This window comes from Streptomyces griseicoloratus (genome assembly GCF_014534645.1).
GTDB lineage: Bacteria > Actinomycetota > Actinomycetes > Streptomycetales > Streptomycetaceae > Streptomyces > Streptomyces griseicoloratus.
The window spans coordinates 33,053-51,353 of record NZ_JACVQF010000181.1 but is presented as its reverse complement, the minus strand read 5'-3'; the positions used below and the strand labels follow the sequence as shown (position 1 = coordinate 51,353).

Sequence of the window (18,301 nt, the reverse complement as noted above, 5' to 3'; positions counted from 1 at the left end):
CCCGGCCGGTGCGCGGCCTCCTTGCTCCGGGCCAACGCGCCGGCCCGCGCCACGGCAGCCCCTCGGGGGCCGTGGCGCGGGCCGGTCGACGGAATCGAGCGGTGTCCTCGCGGACGGCGGACGCTCAGGCGGCGTTGCGCCGCATCGCCGGCACGCGCATCGGGCGCGAGCCCGGGCCGCCGACGTGGGAGAAGGGCTGCGTCCGCCAGTCGAGCCCCTGAGGGAGCGTCAACAGAAGCGCCGTGTCCTGCTCATGGGGCCGGAAGGACTCGTCCGCGGGGCGGGCGTCGGTGGCCCGGCGGCCGGTGCCGGTGCAGACCGTCAACCCGAACGGGTTCCACGGCGAGGCGCACAGCGCGTGCTCCGGCAGGATCTCCTCGTCCGCCAGCAGCGCGATGGGCTGCGCGCAGTCCGGGCAGATCACCCGGTACATCTCGAAGGTGTCGTACGCGTCGAGCTCGTCCTCGTCGAAGGCGTCGGGTTCGACGCACTCCGGCTCGGGCTCGACGACGGGCTGCTGCCGCTTGGGCGCGGTACGACCAGGGCGCTTAAGACTCTGCATGGGATTCTCCCCCTCGGGCTGGGCCGTGAAGGCACTGCGGCCTCGACCACACCAAGCACTTCCCGTCCCCCCTCGGCGGTAATCACGAGAACATCACGGAGACGGCTCCAGGGGTGTGGCGTTGGTCACATGCCCCTCGCAGGTGCCCGTGCGCCGGATCCGCCGCCGACCGGCGGCCGGCCCCCGTCACATCACGAACCGGGTATGACCTCGCTGCTCAGGTATCCGAGGAGGTCAAGCGCACTGTAGGTTCTTGCGCCATGGAGGAGCTGGACCGACAGATCGTGCAGCTGCTCGTCAAGGACGGGCGGATGAGCTACACCGACCTGGGCAAGGCCACGGGCCTGTCCACGTCGGCCGTGCACCAGCGGGTGCGGCGGCTGGAGCAGCGTGGTGTCATCCGCGGTTACGCCGCGGTCGTCGACCCGGAGGCCGTCGGGCTGCCGCTGACCGCCTTCATCTCGGTGAAACCGTTCGATCCCAGCGCCCCCGACGACATCGCCGACCGCCTGGCCGGCGTGCCCGAGATCGAGGCCTGCCACAGCGTGGCGGGCGACGAGAACTACATCCTCAAGGTGCGCGTGGCCACCCCGCACGAGCTGGAGGAACTGCTCGCCCGGCTGCGCTCCCTCGCCGGGGTGTCGACGCGCACGACGGTGGTGCTGTCCACGCCGTACGAGGCCCGTCCGCCGCGGATCTGACCGCCCGGGGCGCGCACGCCCCCCCCCGCGGGGGCGACCTGCGTGCCGGCCGGTCCGCCCGAGGGGCGAGACTGGTGCCCATGAGTGAGTCATCCGCCCCCTCCACGACCGTCCTGCTGCGCCGTGGAGAAGTCCACAGTCCCGCCGACCCCTTCGCGACGGCCATGGTCGTCGAGCGCGGCCAGGTCGCCTGGGTCGGCTCCGAAGGCGCCGCGGACGCCTTCGCGGACGGCGTGGACGAGGTGATCGACCTGGACGGCGCCCTGGTCACCCCGGCGTTCACCGACGCACACGTGCACACCACGTCCACCGGCCTCGCCCTCACCGGCCTCGACCTGTCCGGTGCCCCCACCCTCCAGGCGGCCCTCGCCCTCGTGCGGGAGTTCGCCGCCGCCCGGCCGGACGACCGGGTCCTGCTCGGCCACGGCTGGGACGCCTCGCGCTGGCCCGACGGCCGGCCGCCGACGCGCGCCGAACTCGACGAGGCCACCGGCGGCCGTCCCCTCTACCTCAGCAGGATCGACGTCCACTCGGCGGTCGTCACGACGGCCCTGCTGGACCTGGTCCCCGGTGGCGTGGGCCGCGCCGACGGACCGCTCACCGCGGACGCCCACCACGCCGTACGCGCCACCGCCCTCGGGGCCGTCACCCCCGCCCAGCGCACCGAGGCCCAGCGCGCCGCGCTCGCCCACGCCGCCTCCCTCGGCATCGGCACCGTTCACGAATGCGCAGGCCCGGAGATCTCCTCCGAGGACGACCTCACGGGTCTGCTGAAGCTGGCGGCCGAGGAGCCCGGCCCCCGGGTGGTCGGATACTGGGCGGAGCAGGACGTCGACAAGGCCCGCGAACTGGGCGCGGCCGGCGCCGCCGGCGACCTGTTCGTCGACGGGGCCCTCGGCTCGCACACCGCCTGCCTGCACCAGCCGTACGCCGACGCCGGCCACACCGGCACCGCCTACCTGGACGCCGCGGACGTCGCCGCCCACGTCGTCGCCTGCGGCGAGGCCGGCCTCCAGGCGGGCTTCCATGCCATCGGCGACGCCGCCGTCACCGCCGTCGTGGAGGGCGTGCGCGCCGCCGCCGACAAGGTCGGCCTCGCCCGTGTCCGCGCCGCCCGCCACCGCGTCGAGCACGCCGAGATGCTCACCCCCGAGACGATCGCGGCCTTCGCCGAACTCGGCCTGACGGCCTCCGTCCAGCCCGCCTTCGACGCGCTGTGGGGCGGCGAGGAGGGCATGTACGCCCGGCGCCTCGGTCCCGAGCGGGCCCGCACCCTCAACCCCTTCGCCGCCCTGCTGCGCGCCGGCGTCCCGCTCGCCTTCGGCTCCGACAGCCCGGTCACGCCCCTCGACCCGTGGGGCACCGTCCGGGCCGCCGCCTTCCACCGCACGCCCGAGCACCGTGTCTCGGTGCGCGCGGCCTTCACGGCGCACACGCGCGGCGGCTGGCGGGCGATCGGACGCGACGACGCGGGCGTCCTGGTACCGGGCGCACCCGCCGACTACGCGGTGTGGCGCACCGGCGAACTGGTGGTCCACGCCCCCGACGACCGGGTGGCCCGGTGGTCGACCGATCCGCGCTCCGGCACCCCCGGCCTGCCCGATCTCTCCCCGGGCCGGGACCTGCCCGTCTGCCTGCGCACCGTCGTCGGCGGCCGGACGGTGTACGTACGGCCGGGCGAGTGATCTCCACCGCCGACGGGGCGATGATCTTCGGTTCCGCCCCACCTGCGCGTCCTCCGCGCTGACCTGGGGATTGCCACAGGAGTCGCAGGTCGAACGACTGTTGACAGCCGACGGCGGGGGGCCGATAGGTTCGGCGAGTCCACCACCGGACGCCCGACCGGGGAACCTCCGCGCACTCGTCGCGGCGCCGCTGGGTCAGGGGCGGTGTGCCGCACCGGGGCACCGCCACTGGGAGCCAGGCTCAGTGCTCGCGCGGCGACGGGGGAACGTTCCGGCCGGTCGGGAGGTGTGACCCGGGTGGGGCCCGGGCGCTCAGTAGACAACGGCTTTCGGTCGATCCGCAGCCAGCGGGTCCCAGGTCGGCCCGAAGGGCGCCGGGCCCCCATCCGCCGGGGAGCGGTCCGAAAAGTGCAGTCCTACCCAGGTCCTGCGGAATCGACACCACCAGACGGGCGTCCTGTCGCGTCGGCGCAGGCCGTGGCCACTATGGTGGTTCCCTGCGTACGGACATGAAGGGGCAGCAGTGAACGACGGCGAGGGGACTCCCGCGGCAGCGGGCCAGGGGAGGCGGTTCGGCCCCCTGGGCACGGCCCTGGTGATCATCCCGACCTACAACGAGGCGGAGAACATCAAGGCGATCGTCGGCCGCGTGCGCGAGGCGGTCCCCGAGGCGCACGTTCTGGTGGCCGACGACAACAGCCCCGACGGCACCGGCAAGCTCGCCGACGAACTCGCCGCCGAGGACGACCACGTCCACGTCCTGCACCGCAAGGGCAAGGAGGGGCTGGGCGCGGCCTATCTCGCGGGCTTCCGCTGGGGTCTGGAACGCGGCTACGGCGTGCTGGTCGAGATGGACGCCGACGGCTCCCACCAGCCGGAGGAGCTGCCCCGCCTGCTGACCGCCCTGAAGGGCGCCGACCTCGTGCTCGGCTCCCGGTGGGTGCCGGGCGGCCGGGTGGTGAACTGGCCCAAGTCCCGCGAGTTCATCTCCCGCGGCGGCAGCCTGTACTCCCGCCTCGCGCTCGACCTGCCACTGCGCGACATCACGGGCGGCTACCGTGCCTTCCGCCGGGAGACCCTGGAGGGGCTCGGCCTGGACGACGTCGCCTCCCAGGGCTACTGCTTCCAGGTCGACCTCGCCCGCCGCGCGATCAAGGCCGGCTATCACGTCGTCGAGGTCCCCATCACGTTCGTCGAGCGGGAACTGGGCGACTCCAAGATGAGCCGGGACATCCTGGTGGAGGCCCTGTGGCGAGTCACCACCTGGGGCGTGGGCGAGCGGGTCGGCAAGGTGCTGGGCCGCGACCGGGCGGGCGACGGGAAAACCGCCGGGCGGGGGGACGCCGGGGCGTCCGACCAGCCGGCCCGGGCGCCGCACGAGGACTCCTGATCCTGCCCCTTATCCCGCGCAGAGCCGGGCCCAGGCACACTGGAGACATGACGACAGGCGCTCAGACCCCCAGGTCCCCCGCCCGGCCCCGGCGCTCCAGGCTGCGCACCTTCCTGCCTCTGGGCCTCGCGGCCTGGCTCGTGCTGGAGATCTGGCTGCTGACCCTGGTCGCGGGCGCGTCGAGCGGCCTGGTGGTGTTCCTGCTGCTGGTCGCCGGCGTGGTCCTCGGCTCCGTGGTCATCAAGGGGGCCGGCCGCCGGGCCTTCCGCAACCTCACCGAGACGCTGCAACAGCAGCAGCCCGGCGCGATGCCCACGGCACGGCCGAACAGCGAGGGCAACGGCCTGATGATGCTGGGCGGCCTGCTCCTGATGATCCCCGGCCTCGTCTCGGACGCGCTGGGCCTGCTCCTGCTGCTGCCCCCGGTCCAGAAGGCCGTGAGCCGCTACGCGGAGCGCACCTTCGAGCGCAGGCTCCGTGAGGCCGGGCCCGGCACCCTCGGCGACGCCTTCCGCCAGGCCCGGATGTACCGCCCGGACGGCAAGGTCGTCCAGGGCGAGGTCATACGGGACGACGCGGACGGCACACCGCAGGAGCCCCGCCCGCCGCTGACGCGCTGACCTCCGGCCCGCCCGGTCCTGGTCGCATGCATGACAAATCAAATCTGAGTCCGTGACGAACCTCCCGGCGAACACCCCGGTGTCCACGGGGCGTCCCGGCCCGCACGCACGACAAACCGCGGGCGCCGTACGTGAAGCCACGTACGGCGCCCGCGGTTGTCAACGTGCGCTGAAACCTCGCTCAGCCCCCGCTGGGACTACGCACTCTTGCGGCTGTCCCGGGGATGAACCGCGATGTTCATCGCGCCCGAGCGCAGAACGGCCAGCCGCTCCTCGAGGACCTCTTCGAGCTCCTCGCGGGTGCGCCGCTCCATCAGCATGTCCCAGTGCGTACGCGCGGGCTTGGCCTTCTTCTCCTCCGGGCCGTCGCCGTCCACCAGGAGTGCCTGGGCCCCGCAGACCTTGCACTCCCACTCCGGCGGGATCTCCGCCTCGACCGAGAAGGGCATCTCGAAGCGGTGCCCCTTCTCGCATGCGTACTCCACGGCCTGGCGCGGGGCCAGGTCGATGCCGCGGTCCGTCTCGTAGCTGGTCACCACGAGGCGCGTGCCGCGAAGAGCTCGCTCACTCATGAATCGTGCCTCCCGGGCTTGTCGCCCACAGGACAGGTGTCGCTGTCGTCGTCATCCGGTCAACGTCCGGTCGGCGGTAAAGATTCCCGTCCCGAGTCCCGTTCCGGGGCCATGCGTCGCCGTCGTAGCCGCAGCCTTGTCAACCAGTGCAGTACCCACCGGCGTCCGGTTTGTCACCTCTGGCAGCAGATGTGACCCAGCGCTTCGGCGCCTTTGACGCGCAGTAACGGTACGCCTGGCAGGCCAAACGCGTACACTACCGCCCTTTCGCGCCGAGTGCTAAATCCTTTCGGGTACGGGGTTGCCGGCCTCGGTGATCGCCCGCCGCACCGGGACCCGGGCGAGGAGCAGGAAACCGAGGACGAAGAAGGCCACCAGCGAGATGATCGCGTCCCGGTAGCTCCCGGTCAGCTGGTAGGTGAGGCCGAACAGCAGCGGTCCGAGCCAGCTCATGCCGCGGTCGCTCAGCTCGTACGCCGAGAAGTACTCGGCCTCCTTGCCGGGCGGCACCAGGTGCGAGAACAGCGAGCGGGACAGCGCCTGGCTTCCGCCCAGGACGAGACCGATCCCGGCGGCCAGGACGAAGAACCACACCGGCGCCCGCGCCGGCAGGAAGTACCCGGCGGCGAGTGTGACCGTCCAGGCGACCAGCGAGCCGAGGATCGTGCGCTTCGCCCCGTACCTCCGGGCCAGCCGGCCCAGCGCCAGGGCGCCCGCCACCGCCAGCACCTGGACCAGCAGCACGGCCACGATGAGGGTGGACTGCCCGAGGTCCAGTTCCTCGGAGCCGTAGACGGAGGCCTGGGAGATCACCGTCTGGATGCCGTCGTTGTAGACCAGGTACGCCAGCAGGAAGGCCAGCGTCAGCGGGCGCCGGCGCATGTCGCGCACGGTCGCCGCGAGCTGCCGGAACCCGGGGAGGGCGGCCTCGCGGGCCGGAACCCGGCGGTCGCGCAGCCGGCGCAGCGGTATGAGGGCGAAGGCGCCCCACCACAGGCCGGCCGACGCCAGGCAGATGCGGACCGCCGCGCTCTCGGTCAGGCCGAAGGAGTCGTGGGCGGTGTAGAGGACCAGGTTCACGACCAGCACCAGTGACCCGGCCGCGTAGCCGAAGGCCCAGCCGCGGGAGGAGACCGCGTCGCGCTCCTCCGGCGGGGCGATCTGCGGCAGGTAGGAGTTGTAGAGCATCATCGCCACGGACTGCGCGGCGTTCGCGACGACCAGGAGCACGCCGCCGAGCAGATAGCGGTCGCCGTCGAGGAAGAACATGCCGGCCGTCGCCGCCGCGCCCGTGTAGGCGGCGGCGCCCAGGAGCGGCTTCTTGCGGCCCGTGCGGTCGGCCGCCGCACCCACCAGGGGCATCAGCAGGACGGCCACGATCACCGACAGGGACACCGAGTACGCGAAGAAGGAGCCGGCGCGCACCGGGATCCCCAGGGGATGGACGTATCCGTCCGCGTCCGCCGCCGACTCGGCGACCGAGGTCAGGTAGGGCCCAAGGAACACCGTGAGCACGCTCGTGGAGTAGACCGAGCACGCCCAGTCGTAGAAGTACCAGCCGCGCTGTTCGCGCCGCCGCTCGGCGGCCCCGTCGGCCGCGTCCGTCCGCACGGTGTCGGTGCCCACCCGTGCCCTCGCTTCCCCGTGAACGCGCGGCGGCCCGGGGTCCGGCCGAGGTCTCAGACCCAGACGCCGCGGTCCTCCATGACCTTGCGCAGTGTGTCGATGTGATCGGTCATGATGCCATCCACCCCCAGGTCGAGGAGCCGGTGCATGTGGTCCGCGTCGTTCACGGTCCACACGTGCACCTGCAGCCCGCGCGCGTGCGCGGTGCGGACGAAGCGGTGGTCGACCACCTGGATGCCCGACTGGACCTCGGGCACCTGCGCGGCCACCGCCGAGCGCCGCAGCGCCGCCGGGACGCCCCAGGAGCGCAGCCGCAGGTTGAGCACGCCCCGGGTGCCGTACGAGGTGGCCAGGCGAGGGCCGGCCAGCCGCTGGGCGCGCACGACGCGGGCCTCGGAGAACGAGCCGAGGCAGATGCGGTCCCAGGCGTTCGCGCGCCCGATCAGTTCCAGGAAGGGCAGCAGCGCGGGCTCCGCCTTGACGTCGACGTTCCACCGCACCTCGGGGAGGGTCTCCAGGAGTTCCTCGAAGAGGGGGATCGGCTCCCGGCCCGCCACGCGCGCGTGGCGCACCTCGTCCCACCTCAGGTCGGCGATCCGGCCGGCGCCGTCCGTCACCCGGTCCAGGGTCGCGTCGTGGAAGGCGACGAGCCTGCCGTCCCGCGTGGCGTGGACGTCGGTTTCGATGTACCGGTAGCCCGTCTCGACCGCGCGCCGGAACTGCCGGAGGGTGTTCTCGAGACCGTCCGCGGCCCCGCCCCGGTGGGCGAAGGCGATCGGGCCGGGATGGTCGAGGTAGGGGTGGCGTATCGGCGAGCTCACGGACGAAGTATCGCGCGTCGGGGTTGCCCGGCGGCAACGACCGTGCTGCCGCCCGGTGCCGCGGGGACGGCGAACACGCGCAGGAAGACCTGGGCGAGCGGACCGATCGACACCGCGTACAGCAGGGTCCCGATGCCCACCGTGCCGCCGAGGGCGAAGCCGGTCGCCACGACCGCGATCTCCAGGGCCGTGCGCACGAGGCGCACCGACAGTCCCGTGCGCCGGTTCAGGCCCGTCATCAGGCCGTCGCGCGGGCCCGGACCGAAGCGCGCCGCGATGTACAGGCCGGTCGCCGCGCCGTTGAGCACGATCCCCGCCACCATCAGCGCTATCCGCGCGGTCGGGCCGTGGACGTCGGGCACCACCGCGAGCGTCGCGTCCATCGCCGCGCCGATCACCAGCACGTTGGAGACCGTGCCGAGGCCGGGCCGCTGCCGCAGCGGGATCCACAGCAGCAGCACCGCGGCGCCGACGATGGTCAGCACCACGCCCATCGACAGTCCGGTGCGCTCGGCGAGGCCCTGGTGCAGCACGTTCCACGGCTCCAGTCCGAGTCCCGACCTGACCAGCAGCGCCGAACTCGCGCCGTACAGCACGAGACCGCCGTAGAGCTGAGTCAGCCGTCGTGCGAGATGCCCTTGCCTGGACAAGACGTCCCCCCTGTGTGGTGGTAGTGGCCTGTTTCATGACACCCTGTGGCTTGAGAAGGAAGGCCATCCATGGCCAATCCGGGGAAGGTGGACTGATTTCCATGGCTCAGTGGACTTCGGCCGTGGGGGCGGCCCAGCTCGCCCGGCTGCTCGGCTCCCAGCAGGACCGCCCTGCCGGTCCCGGCACCCGCCGCCCGCCCGCCTACCGTGCGCTCGCCGACGGCATCCGCCTGCTGGTGCTCGAAGGACGGGTGCCGGTCGCCGCCCGGCTGCCCGCCGAACGCGAGCTGGCCCTCGCCCTGTCCGTCAGCCGCACCACCGTCGCCGCCGCCTACGAGGCCCTGCGCGCCGAGGGCTTCCTGGAGTCCCGGCGCGGGGCCGGCAGCTGGACCGCCGTACCGGCCGGGAACCCGCTGCCCGCGCGCGGGCTCGAACCCCTGCCGCCCGAGGCCCTGGGCTCGATGATCGACCTCGGCTGCGCCGCGCTGCCCGCCCCCGAGCCCTGGCTCACCCGGGCCGTGCAGGGAGCCCTGGAGGAACTGCCGCCGTACGCGCACACGCACGGCGACTATCCGGCCGGGCTGCCCGCGCTGCGCTCGATGATCGCCGACCGCTACACCGCGCGCGGGATCCCGACCATGCCCGAGCAGATCATGGTGACCACGGGCGCGATGGGGGCCATCGACGCGATCTGCCATCTCTTCGGCGGCCGGGGCGAGCGCATCGCCGTGGAATCGCCGTCGTACGCGAACATCCTCCAGCTGATGCGGGAGGCGGGGGCGCGGCTGGTTCCCGTGGCGATGGCCGAGGGGCTCGCCGGGTGGGACCTCGACCGCTGGCGGCAGGTACTGCGGGAGGCCGCGCCCCGCATCGCCTACGTCGTCGCCGACTTCCACAACCCCACGGGTGCGCTGGCCGACGACGACCAGCGGCGGCGGCTGGTGGACGCGGCCCGCTCGGCGGGGACCGTCCTCGTGGCCGACGAGACGATGAGCGAGCTGTGGCTGGACGACGACGTCGAGATGCCGCGCCCGGTGTGCGCCTTCGACCCGGCCGGGTCCACGGTCGTCACCGTCGGCTCCGCCAGCAAGGCGTTCTGGGCGGGCATGCGCATCGGCTGGGTGCGCGCCGCCCCCGATGTCATCCGCAGCCTGGTCGCCGCACGCGCGTACGCCGACCTGGGCACGCCCGTACTGGAGCAGCTGGCCGTGAACTGGCTGTTCAGCACGGGTGGCTGGGAGCAGGCGGTGCAGGTGCGGCGCGAGCAGGCCCGGGAGAACCGGGACGAGCTGGTGGCGGCGGTACGCAGGGAGCTGCCGGACTGGGAGTTCGAGGTGCCGCGGGGCGGGCTCACCCTGTGGGTGCGCACCGGGGGACTGTCGGGGTCGCGGCTGGCCGAGGCGGGCGAGCGCGTGGGGGTGCGGGTCCCGTCCGGCCCGCGCTTCGGGGTCGACGGGGCCTTCGAGGGGTACGTGCGGCTGCCCTTCACCGTCGGCGGGGCGGTGGCGGAGGAGGCGGCGGTACGGCTGGCCGCGGCGGCCCGCCTGGTGGAGAACGGCGGGGTGGGCGCGGGCGAGGCGCCGAGGACGTTCGTGGCGTAGCGGGGTGGCCGGCCACGGTCCCGGGGCGGGGGTCCCGTCCCGGGAGGGATCCCGCTCCTTCACGACGGTCCCGCTCCCTCAGGAGGATTCCGCCGCCACCGCCTTGGCGGGCACCGTCTCCGCCCCGACCGTCGCGGGTGACGTGTCCTGCGCCGTGATCGGCGCCGGTGCCGCCTCCGCCGGGACCTTCTGCTTCCCCGCCGGGACAGTCTCCTTCTCCTTCTCCGTCTCCTTTCCGGCCGGGGCGGGCTTCTCCTCGGCCGGTGGCGGCTCCGGCTCCTCTCCCGGGGGAGGCGGGGCCTGCTCCCCGTCCGCCGGTTGCGTGCGCGGCGGCAGCAGGTCGAGCACCGCCTGCCGGTGGGCGTCGCTCGTCGCGTCGTCGTACGGGTCCGGCGTGGCCGGGACCTGGATGCGGTGGACCGGTCCCGCGCCCAGACGGGCGTAGCCCCGGCCCGGCGGGACCTGGTCCACGGGCGTGGTGTGCGCGGGAGCACCGAGTACGGTCGCCAACTGGTCCGCCGTGGCCGGGCCGAGGACGACACGCGCGCGCGTGTGCTGCCGTACGCCGTCGCCGAGGAGATCCAGAGCGTCCAGATGGTCGGCCACGACGACCGTCACGTTCGCCGCGCGGCCGTGCCGCAGCGGGACCTGGAGCAGGGACTGCGGATCCCGCCGCCCGTCCGCTGCGGCCAGGTGCGCGAACGCGCTCGGCCGGTCCACGAGGATCCACAACGGCCGCCTGGCGTCCTCCGGCGGCGGGCGGCCCTCCTGCCGGGCCTGGTTGACCGCGACCAGCCGGCGTTCGGTCTCGTGGGTGGCCCACTCCAGGCTGGTGAGCGCGCCGGTCAGGCCGCACTCGACGGCCAGCACCCCGTCCCGGCCGGTCAGGCAGGCGTACTCGCCGGTGCCGCCCCCGTCGACGATCAGCAGGTCGCCGTGGAGGAGGGCCTGCAGGGCGACGGAGCGCAGCAGGGTGGACGTACCGCTGCCCGGCTGCCCCAGGACCAGCAGATGCGGCTCCGTCGAACGTACGCCCGTGCGCCAGACGACCGGCGGCACGTCCCGCTCCTCCTGGCCGTGGGTGAGCGGCAGGGTGCGCTGCACCTGGGTGGGGTCGGTGAAGCCGAGCACCGTCTCGCCGGGTGCCGTGACGAAGCGCTGTGCCGCGATGTCGGTGGGCAGGGGAGAGAGGGCGGTGAGCGAGAGGTGGTTGGCCTCCTCGTGCCAGGCGAAGTGGTACTCCCGGCCCCTGCCCGCCTTGGCGCTGAGCAGGTGCTCGATCCGGGCCCGGGACTCGGTCTCCCCGTCGGTGAAGTACGCCGGGTAACGGATCACCAGGTGAGCGAAGCGCCCGGTCTCGTCGAACTCGTAGGCGGGGAACGCCTTCTCCCACTCGCCGCCGTGGGTGTACAGGGGGTCGGGGTCCTCGGCGACCGAGAAGTACGGGACCAGCGCCTCGTAGAGCGACTTCAGGCGCTGCGCCTGGGAGACGTCGGGGCCCTCGGAGGCCGGCGGGGTGCGGTCCCTGCCCTGCCAGGCCGCCGCCGCCATCAGGGCGATGACGGCGAGCAGCGGGCCGTACGGCGCCAGTGCCACGACCAGGACCACCGAGGCCGCCAGGAACAGCAGAGCACCGCGCCGGTCCTTGGGGGTCTCTGCCCACCTGCGCCCCGCGGCCGAGGCCAGCCGGCGCAGACCGCGGGCGATGGTGATCAGCGGCTGGAGGACGTCGGTGGCGCTGTCGGCCGCCGTCCTGGCCAGCTCCCGGCTGCGGGCGAGCTGGGCGCCGCCGTTGCTCAGAATGCGGGGGAGGGGCCGCCGGGCCACTGCTGCCTCCTGGGAGTGCGTACGGGCGGATGCGGACGGAGAGGGCCGTCAGAACTTCAGCCCGCCGAGGAGGCTCGCCAGGCTCTCGCCTCCCGCCTTGATGCTCGGGGCGACGGCCGTGCTCGCCAGGTAGAAGCCGAACAGGACCGCGCACAGCAGGTGTGAGGTCTTGAGGCCGTCCTTGCGGCAGAAGATGAAGCAGACGATGCCGAGCAGGACGACGCCTGAGATCGGGAGGATCATGTGAGTTCTCCTGGTTCGTGGGGACAGTCACCATGAGTACTTCCAGGAACACAGGATGTATCTATACGATAAAAGGTGCAAATGGGGGGAATTTGATCGATTTCCTCCGTCCGGCGTAGCGTTCGGAGTGCGGGCTGAGCAGGGCGGTTGCGTCCGGGCGGGTCCGTAGTGATCTTTACCTCCGGCGCCTCGGGTCATGTGCCGCGCGAGCCAGTACCCTGGCGATTCACCCGCACGGCTGCACCGCTCGCAGTCCTGCGCACACGCAGTCCCCAACGTTCGTACGTTCGTATGTGAGAGGTGGTCCGGCCGATGAGTGAAGCCCCCGACCCCGAGGTCGTGGAGCTGGCGACCAAGATCTTCGATCTGGCCCGGCAGGGACGGACCGAGGCCCTGGTGGCGTACGTGGACGCCGGCGTCCCCGCCAACCTCACCAACGACCGCGGCGACTCCCTCGTCATGCTCGCCGCCTACCACGGCCACGCCGACGCGGTGCGGGCGCTGCTGGCCCGCGGCGCCGAGGCCGACCGGATCAACGACCGGGGCCAGACCCCGCTCGCCGGAGCCGTCTTCAAGGGTGAGACCGAGGTCATCAAGGCCCTCCTGGAGGGTGGTGCGGACCCGTCCGCGGGCACGCCGTCCGCCGTCGACACGGCCCGGATGTTCGCCCGCACGGAGCTGCTGGAACTGTTCGGCGAGCAGTGAGCCGGTACTGATCACCGCCCTGATCACCAGGGAAAACACGGAAAACGGGGGAGGCGGTACAAGGCCGCCGAAATTTCGGTCGCGGCAGATGTGACCGCCGGGTCATCATGACGACGTGATTCACGGACGCGATGGCTGGGCAGGTGTTGCCGCACCGCGCGGGCCGTGATGCGGCCCGCATGGGCCACCGACGAGAGGCAGAGGAAGATGGTCTACAGCAAGCAAGAAACGGCGGGCGCTCCGACGTGTTGTCGCGCGGCCAGGTAACGCGTGTTCACCGGTTGCGTCGACGCTTGATGTGAGGCTGTTTCCCATGTTCGATCCGGTCATAGCGCCCAGCGGTACGCTGCTCGGCCTGCTTCAGCGGGGTCGCGGCGACGGCACGCTGCACGCGCTCACCGCCCCGCGCGCCGAGGCGCTCGCGGCCCTGAACCACTGCGTGCTGCGCGACCCGCGCCACGACTGGCAGGTGGAGAACCGCTCCCTCTACTACGCCCGCCTCTACCTCGACCTGAACGGCGGCCTGGACGCGATCGAGGCCCACCTCTTCGACCCCGAGGACGTCCTCGACGCCGACGAGTCACGCACCGGGCTCGCCCTCGCGGTCCTCGGCCACCTCGCCTCCTACGGCAGGCGGGACGCCCTCGACCTGCTGCGCCGGTACGCCGCCCACGGCGTGAACTGGGCCTGGGCCCTGGACGAGCTGGCACTGCGCGACGACGACGCCGGTCTGCGCGCCCTCGCCGAGCCCGTGCTCGCACGCTTTCCCCGAGATCCCGAGGGCGAGGCCGAGCTTGCCGTCGCCGTGCGCGACGCCTTCGAGCCCAGGCCCTGGCGGCTGTGGGCCGAGGATCCCCGTGAATCGATCGGCACGCGCGTGCGTGCAGCCCAGGAGGCCGGCTGTTTCGACCGCTGGCAGCGGCAGATGCGCCCCACCGGACCGCGTCCGGGGTGGAGCGTGCGGGCGGTGTTCGAGTGGGCCCAGCAGGGCGTCGAACGCGGTGCCGCGCTGCACGTCCCGGCGGCCCGATGTCTCGCGGCCGTCGCCGGCCCCGAGGACCGGCCCGAGATCGTCGAGGCCGCGAGGTCCGGTGACGAGGGGGCCCGCTGCACCGCCCTGCGGTACCTCGCCGACAGCAACGATCCCGACGCCCTCGATCTCGTCGAGGGCGCCGTGGCCACCGGCTCGACACCGGTCGTGGAGGCCGCCGTCGACGCCTTCGAGCGCATGCGCAGCGTCGCCGCCGTGGAGCGGGCGCGCGGCTGGGCGCACCGGCCCGACGCCCTGGGCGCCGCCGCCGGCCGGGTGCTGGCCTGCCGGGGCGGGGCCCGGGACCGCGACCTCGTCCTCGCCGCGCTGAGGGAGGCGGTGCGCGGCGAAGGGCCCGACGCGCCGACCCTGTGGACCCTCGTCGACGGCACCGGCCGGCTCGGTATCGCCTGCGCCGCTCCCGTACTGCGTCACATCTACCGCGAGACCACCTCCTCCCACCTCCGTGGCCGGGCCGCCCGCGCGCTGGCCGCCACCGACCCGTCCTTCCCCGCCGGCTTCGCCGTCGAGTGCCTGTGGGACTGCGAGGAGACCACCCGCGAGGTCGCCGCCCGGTACGCCGAGACCGGCGACAACCGCGTCGTCGAGCGACTGCGCCGGCTCGCCGCCGACCCGGCGGAGGAGGCCGAGGTACAGACCGCCGTGCGGAGCAGGATCGGTCCGGACGCGCCCGCCGTGTGAGCGGGCGGCGCCGGTGCGGGCAGGCGGCGCGCGCCGTGCGGGCAGGCGGCGCGCCGGTGCGGGCGGTGGGCGCCGGTGCGGACCGGGGGTTCTTCCGTGCCCGACCGGTGAGCTGACGGGGTGCCGCCGGCCGAGCGGGCGGCGGCTCGTGTGAACGGCGGATGGCGCGCGGGTCAGCCGGGTGTGGCCGCGGGCCGGCCCGCTCGGGCGGGCGACGCAACGCTCATGGGACGTTCCCTGTCCGGAAAGATCGACGTTGACGCGGGCACGTCCAGTTTGGCGACAACACCGGTATGCGTGTCGTCATCGTGACCGAGTCCTTTCCCCCCGATGTGAACGGCGTGGCCCACTGCGCGCTCCAGACCGCCCGGCACCTCGTCGACCGCGGTCACGCCTGTGTCGTCGTCGCCCCGGCCACCGCTCCCGGCAGCGGGGGCGACGCCCACGCGCCGTGCCCCGTCGTCCGCGTCCCCTCCCTTCCGCTCCCCGGCTACCCCCAGGTCCGCGTGGCCCTGCCGAGCCGGCGGGTCGCCGCGGCGATCGCCGAGCACCGCGCCGACCTGGTCCACCTGGCCAGCCCCTTCGTCCTCGGCGTGCGCGGCATGGCGGCCGCCGCCCGGCTCGGCGTCCCGGCCGTCGCCGTCTACCAGACCGACCTCGCCGGATACGCCCGTACGTACATGGGGGCGGGGGAGGCGGCCGCCTGGCGGCGCATCCGCTCCGTGCACGCCGCCGCCGACCTCACCCTCGCCCCGTCCAGCGCCGCCCTGCACGACCTCGAGGCGCACGGTGTGCCCCGGGCCGCGCTGTGGCCGCGCGGGGTGGACACCGTCCGCTTCCGACCCGGCCGCCGCGACGAGGCGCTGCGCCGGCGACTCGCGCCGGGCGGCGAGCGGATCGTCGGCTACGTCGGGCGGCTCGCACCCGAGAAGCAGGTCGAGCTGCTGGCCGGGGCCTGCGGCCTGGACGGCGTACGGGTCGTGGTCGTCGGCGACGGGCCCAGCCGGCCCGGCCTGGAGCAGGCGCTGCCCGGGGCCGTCTTCCTCGGCCGCCGCACCGGTGACGACCTCGCCCGGGTCTTCGCCTCCCTGGACGTCTTCGTGCACACCGGCCCCTTCGAGACGTTCTGCCAGACCGTGCAGGAGGCCATGGCGAGCGGTGTGCCCGTGGTCGCGCCCGCCGCCGGCGGTCCGCTGGACCTGGTCGCGCACGGCCGCACCGGGCTGCTGGTGCCGCCGCGCGACAGCGCCGCCGTACGCGACGCCGTGGGGGCCCTGGCGGCCGATCCCGGTCTGCGCGCCGCGTACGGCGCGGCCGGCCGGGCGGCCGTCGAAGGGCGCACCTGGGCGGCCGTCGGCGACCGGCTGATCGGTCACTACGCGGACGTGCTCGCCGCGCGGAAGGCGGTGCTGGCGGCATGAGCGCGCTGCGGATCGTCCGGCTGGCCAACTTCGTCGCGCCCGCATCCGGCGGCCTGCGCACCGCGCTCCGTGAGCTGGGCAGGGGCTACGCCGCGGCGGGCCACGATCCCGTCCTCGTCGTCCCCGGTGAGCGTGCCGGCGACCGGGAGACCGAGCAGGGCCGGGTGATCACCCTGCCGGGGCCGCGGCTGCCCGGTACCGGCGGCTACCGCGTCCTGGCCGACAGGCGCCGGGTGGCCGCGCTGCTGGAGGAGCTGGCGCCCGACCGCCTGGAGGTGTCCGACCGCACCACGCTGCGCTGGACGGGCAGATGGGCCCGCCGGGCCAGGGTCCCCGCCGTGATGGTCTCCCACGAGACCGCCGACGGTGTGCTCCGTACCTGGGGCCTGCCCGAGCGGGCGGCCCGGCGCACCGCCGACGCCCTCAACATCCGTACGGCGCACAGCTACGCGCGCGTGGTGTGCACCACCGAGTTCGCCGAACGGGAGTTCGTGCGGATCGGGGCGCGCAACGTCGTACGGGCCCCGCTGGGCGTCGACCTGACGGGGCGGCACCCGGCGCTGCGCGATCCGCGGCTGCGGGACCGGTACGCGCGCGGGGACCAGACGCTGCTGGTGATGTGCTCCCGGCTGTCCGTGGAGAAACGGCCCGGCACGGCACTCGACGCGCTGGAGGCGCTGCGGCGGCGCGGCGGCCGGACGGTACTGGTCGTGGCCGGGGACGGGCCGCTGCGCCCGCGGCTCGAACGGCGGGCACGGGAGCGCGGGCTGCCGGTGACCTTCCTCGGCCATGTCGCCGACCGCGGGCTGCTCGGGGCGCTCCAGGCGTCCGCCGACGTGTGCCTGGCGCCGGGGCCCGCCGAGACGTTCGGGCTCGCCGCACTGGAGGCGATGGCGTGCGGCACGCCCGTGGTGGCCAGCGCCTCGTCCGCGCTGCCCGAGGTGATCGGCCCCGCCGGAGCCGTCGCCGCCGACCACGGGGAGGCCTTCGCGGACGCCGTGGACCTGCTCCTGGAACGCCTGGAGGCGGACCGGAGGGAGGCGGCACGCGCGCGTGCTGAGTGCTTCGGCTGGGACACGGCGGTCGCCGCGTTCCTCGCCGCGCACGACGCGCCCGTCACGGCGCTGCCCGCGGTGCCCGAGGGAGTGTCATGAGACGCGTCCGGTTCGTGGCCCTCGGCGACTCGCTGACCGAGGGCGTGGGCGACCCCGCCGGGGACGGGTGGCGGGGCTGGGCCGCGCTGCTCGCCGCCGGACTCGCCGAGGAGCCCGTGGAGTTCACCAACCTCGCCGTGAGCGGGGCGCAGACCCGGGACGTCCTGGAGCGGCAGTTGCCCGCGGGACTGGCCGAGCGGCCCGACGTCGCGTCCGTCGTCGTCGGCGTCAACGACACGCTGCGCCGCACCTTCGACCTCCGGGCCGTCGCCGGCCGCCTCGACACCGTGTACGCCGCCTTCACCGAGCGCGGCGCGCTGCTGCTCACCGCGTGCCTGCCCGACCCGGGCACGATGCTGGGCCTCCCGGGCGCCCTGGCCCGTCCGCTGGCCCGGCGGCAGCGCGCGGTCAACGCCGTGGTGCACGCGCTGTCCGAGCGGTACGGGGCCGTCCACCTGCACGCGTGCGAGGGGGACTGGATCACGGACCGGGCGATGTGGAGCGCCGATCGGCTGCACCCCGGCGAGCGGGGACACCGGCAACTGGCGCTGCGCTTCCACGCCCTGCTCGCCGAGCGGGGCGTCGCCACCGGGCCCGCGCCCTCGCCGGAGGCCGGGTTCCCGGCCCCGACCCGGTCGGCGCGCCTGTGGTGGCTGGCCACCGCGGGCACCGGCTGGGTGGCCCGGCGCTGCACCGACCTGCTGCCCCAGCTGCTGACACTGGCCGCCGGCGAACTGCGGCACCGTGCGCGCGGGACGACCGCCCGGCTGGACCTGCGGACGTCCGCGGCGGTGTCGGCGGCCCTCGCCGCACTGCCGACGCCGCAGCGGGCGGACGCGGCCTGAGCATCGGCAGGACCGGCACGGCACCCGGTGACGCCTGGGACGAGGCGGTGTCGGCACGCTTCGTTGCTTCCCTGGTGCGGTGTCAGGGGGCATGGGCAGCCTGGTGCGGTGTCAGGGGGCGTGGGCGGTGCGTCCGTCGGCGGCGG

The 18,301-nt window shown here is 74.2% G+C and carries 17 protein-coding genes; 10 read left to right on the top strand and 7 right to left on the bottom strand.

Annotated elements, in window-relative coordinates; all coding sequences use genetic code 11:
• Positions 1-124: 124 nt before the first annotated feature.
• Positions 125-562 (bottom strand): uroporphyrinogen-III synthase, encoded by a 438-nt coding sequence (locus H0H10_RS09975; protein ID WP_188180507.1) that lies wholly within the window; start codon positions 560-562, stop codon positions 125-127.
• Positions 563-822: 260 nt separating this feature from the next.
• Here H0H10_RS09975 and H0H10_RS09970 point away from each other — a divergent pair, with 260 nt between their 5' ends.
• From H0H10_RS09970 to fxsA, 4 genes are all read left to right on the top strand, one after another.
• The gene (locus H0H10_RS09970; protein ID WP_018548954.1) at positions 823-1,263 is read left to right on the top strand and encodes an Lrp/AsnC family transcriptional regulator; all 441 of its coding nucleotides are present in this window, start codon (positions 823-825) and stop codon (positions 1,261-1,263) included.
• An 80-nt stretch (positions 1,264-1,343) separates the two neighbouring features.
• Entirely contained in the window at positions 1,344-2,948 is a 1,605-nt protein-coding gene (locus H0H10_RS09965) for an amidohydrolase (protein ID WP_188180506.1), read from the top strand.
• A 523-nt stretch (positions 2,949-3,471) separates the two neighbouring features.
• Positions 3,472-4,338 carry a polyprenol monophosphomannose synthase gene (locus tag H0H10_RS09960; protein ID WP_188180505.1) on the top strand — a complete coding sequence of 289 codons (867 nt, stop codon included), beginning with the start codon at positions 3,472-3,474 and terminating at the stop codon, positions 4,336-4,338.
• Between the two features lie 47 nt (positions 4,339-4,385).
• Positions 4,386-4,958, top strand: coding sequence for an FxsA family membrane protein (gene fxsA, locus H0H10_RS09955; protein WP_188180504.1), 573 nt, complete (start codon positions 4,386-4,388; stop codon positions 4,956-4,958).
• Positions 4,959-5,155: 197 nt separating this feature from the next.
• Here fxsA and H0H10_RS09950 read toward each other — a convergent pair whose 3' ends face one another.
• The 4 genes from H0H10_RS09950 to yczE form a co-directional block, all read right to left on the bottom strand.
• Positions 5,156-5,530, bottom strand: coding sequence for an RNA polymerase-binding protein RbpA (locus H0H10_RS09950; RefSeq protein ID WP_003977404.1), 375 nt, complete (start codon positions 5,528-5,530; stop codon positions 5,156-5,158).
• A 279-nt stretch (positions 5,531-5,809) separates the two neighbouring features.
• Positions 5,810-7,156 (bottom strand): MFS transporter, encoded by a 1,347-nt coding sequence (locus H0H10_RS09945; RefSeq protein ID WP_188180503.1) that lies wholly within the window; start codon positions 7,154-7,156, stop codon positions 5,810-5,812.
• Positions 7,157-7,209: 53 nt separating this feature from the next.
• A complete protein-coding gene (locus H0H10_RS09940) occupies positions 7,210-7,977 on the bottom strand; it encodes a glycerophosphodiester phosphodiesterase family protein (protein WP_188180502.1) in 768 nt (255 codons plus the stop codon).
• Complete coding sequence (gene yczE, locus H0H10_RS09935; RefSeq protein WP_188180501.1) at positions 7,974-8,627, bottom strand: membrane protein YczE; 654 nt, start codon at positions 8,625-8,627, stop codon at positions 7,974-7,976. The genes H0H10_RS09940 and yczE overlap by 4 nt, the downstream gene beginning before the upstream one ends.
• A 101-nt stretch (positions 8,628-8,728) precedes the next feature.
• Here yczE and H0H10_RS09930 point away from each other — a divergent pair, with 101 nt between their 5' ends.
• On the top strand, positions 8,729-10,228 hold the full coding sequence (locus H0H10_RS09930; RefSeq protein ID WP_188180500.1) for an SCO1417 family PLP biosynthesis transcription factor: 1,500 nt from the start codon (positions 8,729-8,731) through the stop codon (positions 10,226-10,228).
• 78 nt (positions 10,229-10,306) lie between these two features.
• Here H0H10_RS09930 and H0H10_RS09925 read toward each other — a convergent pair whose 3' ends face one another.
• Positions 10,307-12,055 carry a hypothetical protein gene (locus H0H10_RS09925; RefSeq protein WP_188180499.1) on the bottom strand — a complete coding sequence of 583 codons (1,749 nt, stop codon included), beginning with the start codon at positions 12,053-12,055 and terminating at the stop codon, positions 10,307-10,309.
• Between the two features lie 48 nt (positions 12,056-12,103).
• Positions 12,104-12,298 (bottom strand): hypothetical protein, encoded by a 195-nt coding sequence (locus H0H10_RS09920; RefSeq protein WP_188180498.1) that lies wholly within the window; start codon positions 12,296-12,298, stop codon positions 12,104-12,106.
• A 312-nt stretch (positions 12,299-12,610) separates the two neighbouring features.
• Between H0H10_RS09920 and H0H10_RS09915 the strand changes: the two genes are divergently transcribed.
• From H0H10_RS09915 to H0H10_RS09895, 5 genes are all read left to right on the top strand, one after another.
• On the top strand, positions 12,611-13,003 hold the full coding sequence (locus H0H10_RS09915; RefSeq protein ID WP_188180497.1) for an ankyrin repeat domain-containing protein: 393 nt from the start codon (positions 12,611-12,613) through the stop codon (positions 13,001-13,003).
• 313 nt (positions 13,004-13,316) lie between these two features.
• The gene (locus tag H0H10_RS09910; protein ID WP_188180496.1) at positions 13,317-14,735 is read left to right on the top strand and encodes a HEAT repeat domain-containing protein; all 1,419 of its coding nucleotides are present in this window, start codon (positions 13,317-13,319) and stop codon (positions 14,733-14,735) included.
• 293 nt (positions 14,736-15,028) lie between these two features.
• Positions 15,029-16,156 (top strand): glycosyltransferase family 4 protein, encoded by a 1,128-nt coding sequence (locus H0H10_RS09905; RefSeq protein WP_188180495.1) that lies wholly within the window; start codon positions 15,029-15,031, stop codon positions 16,154-16,156.
• The gene (locus tag H0H10_RS09900) at positions 16,153-17,310 is read left to right on the top strand and encodes a glycosyltransferase (protein WP_188180494.1); all 1,158 of its coding nucleotides are present in this window, start codon (positions 16,153-16,155) and stop codon (positions 17,308-17,310) included. Before H0H10_RS09905 ends, H0H10_RS09900 begins: the two co-directional genes overlap by 4 nt.
• Positions 17,307-18,155 carry an SGNH/GDSL hydrolase family protein gene (locus H0H10_RS09895; protein WP_188180493.1) on the top strand — a complete coding sequence of 283 codons (849 nt, stop codon included), beginning with the start codon at positions 17,307-17,309 and terminating at the stop codon, positions 18,153-18,155. The genes H0H10_RS09900 and H0H10_RS09895 overlap by 4 nt, the downstream gene beginning before the upstream one ends.
• The last annotated feature ends 146 nt before the right edge of the window (positions 18,156-18,301 follow it).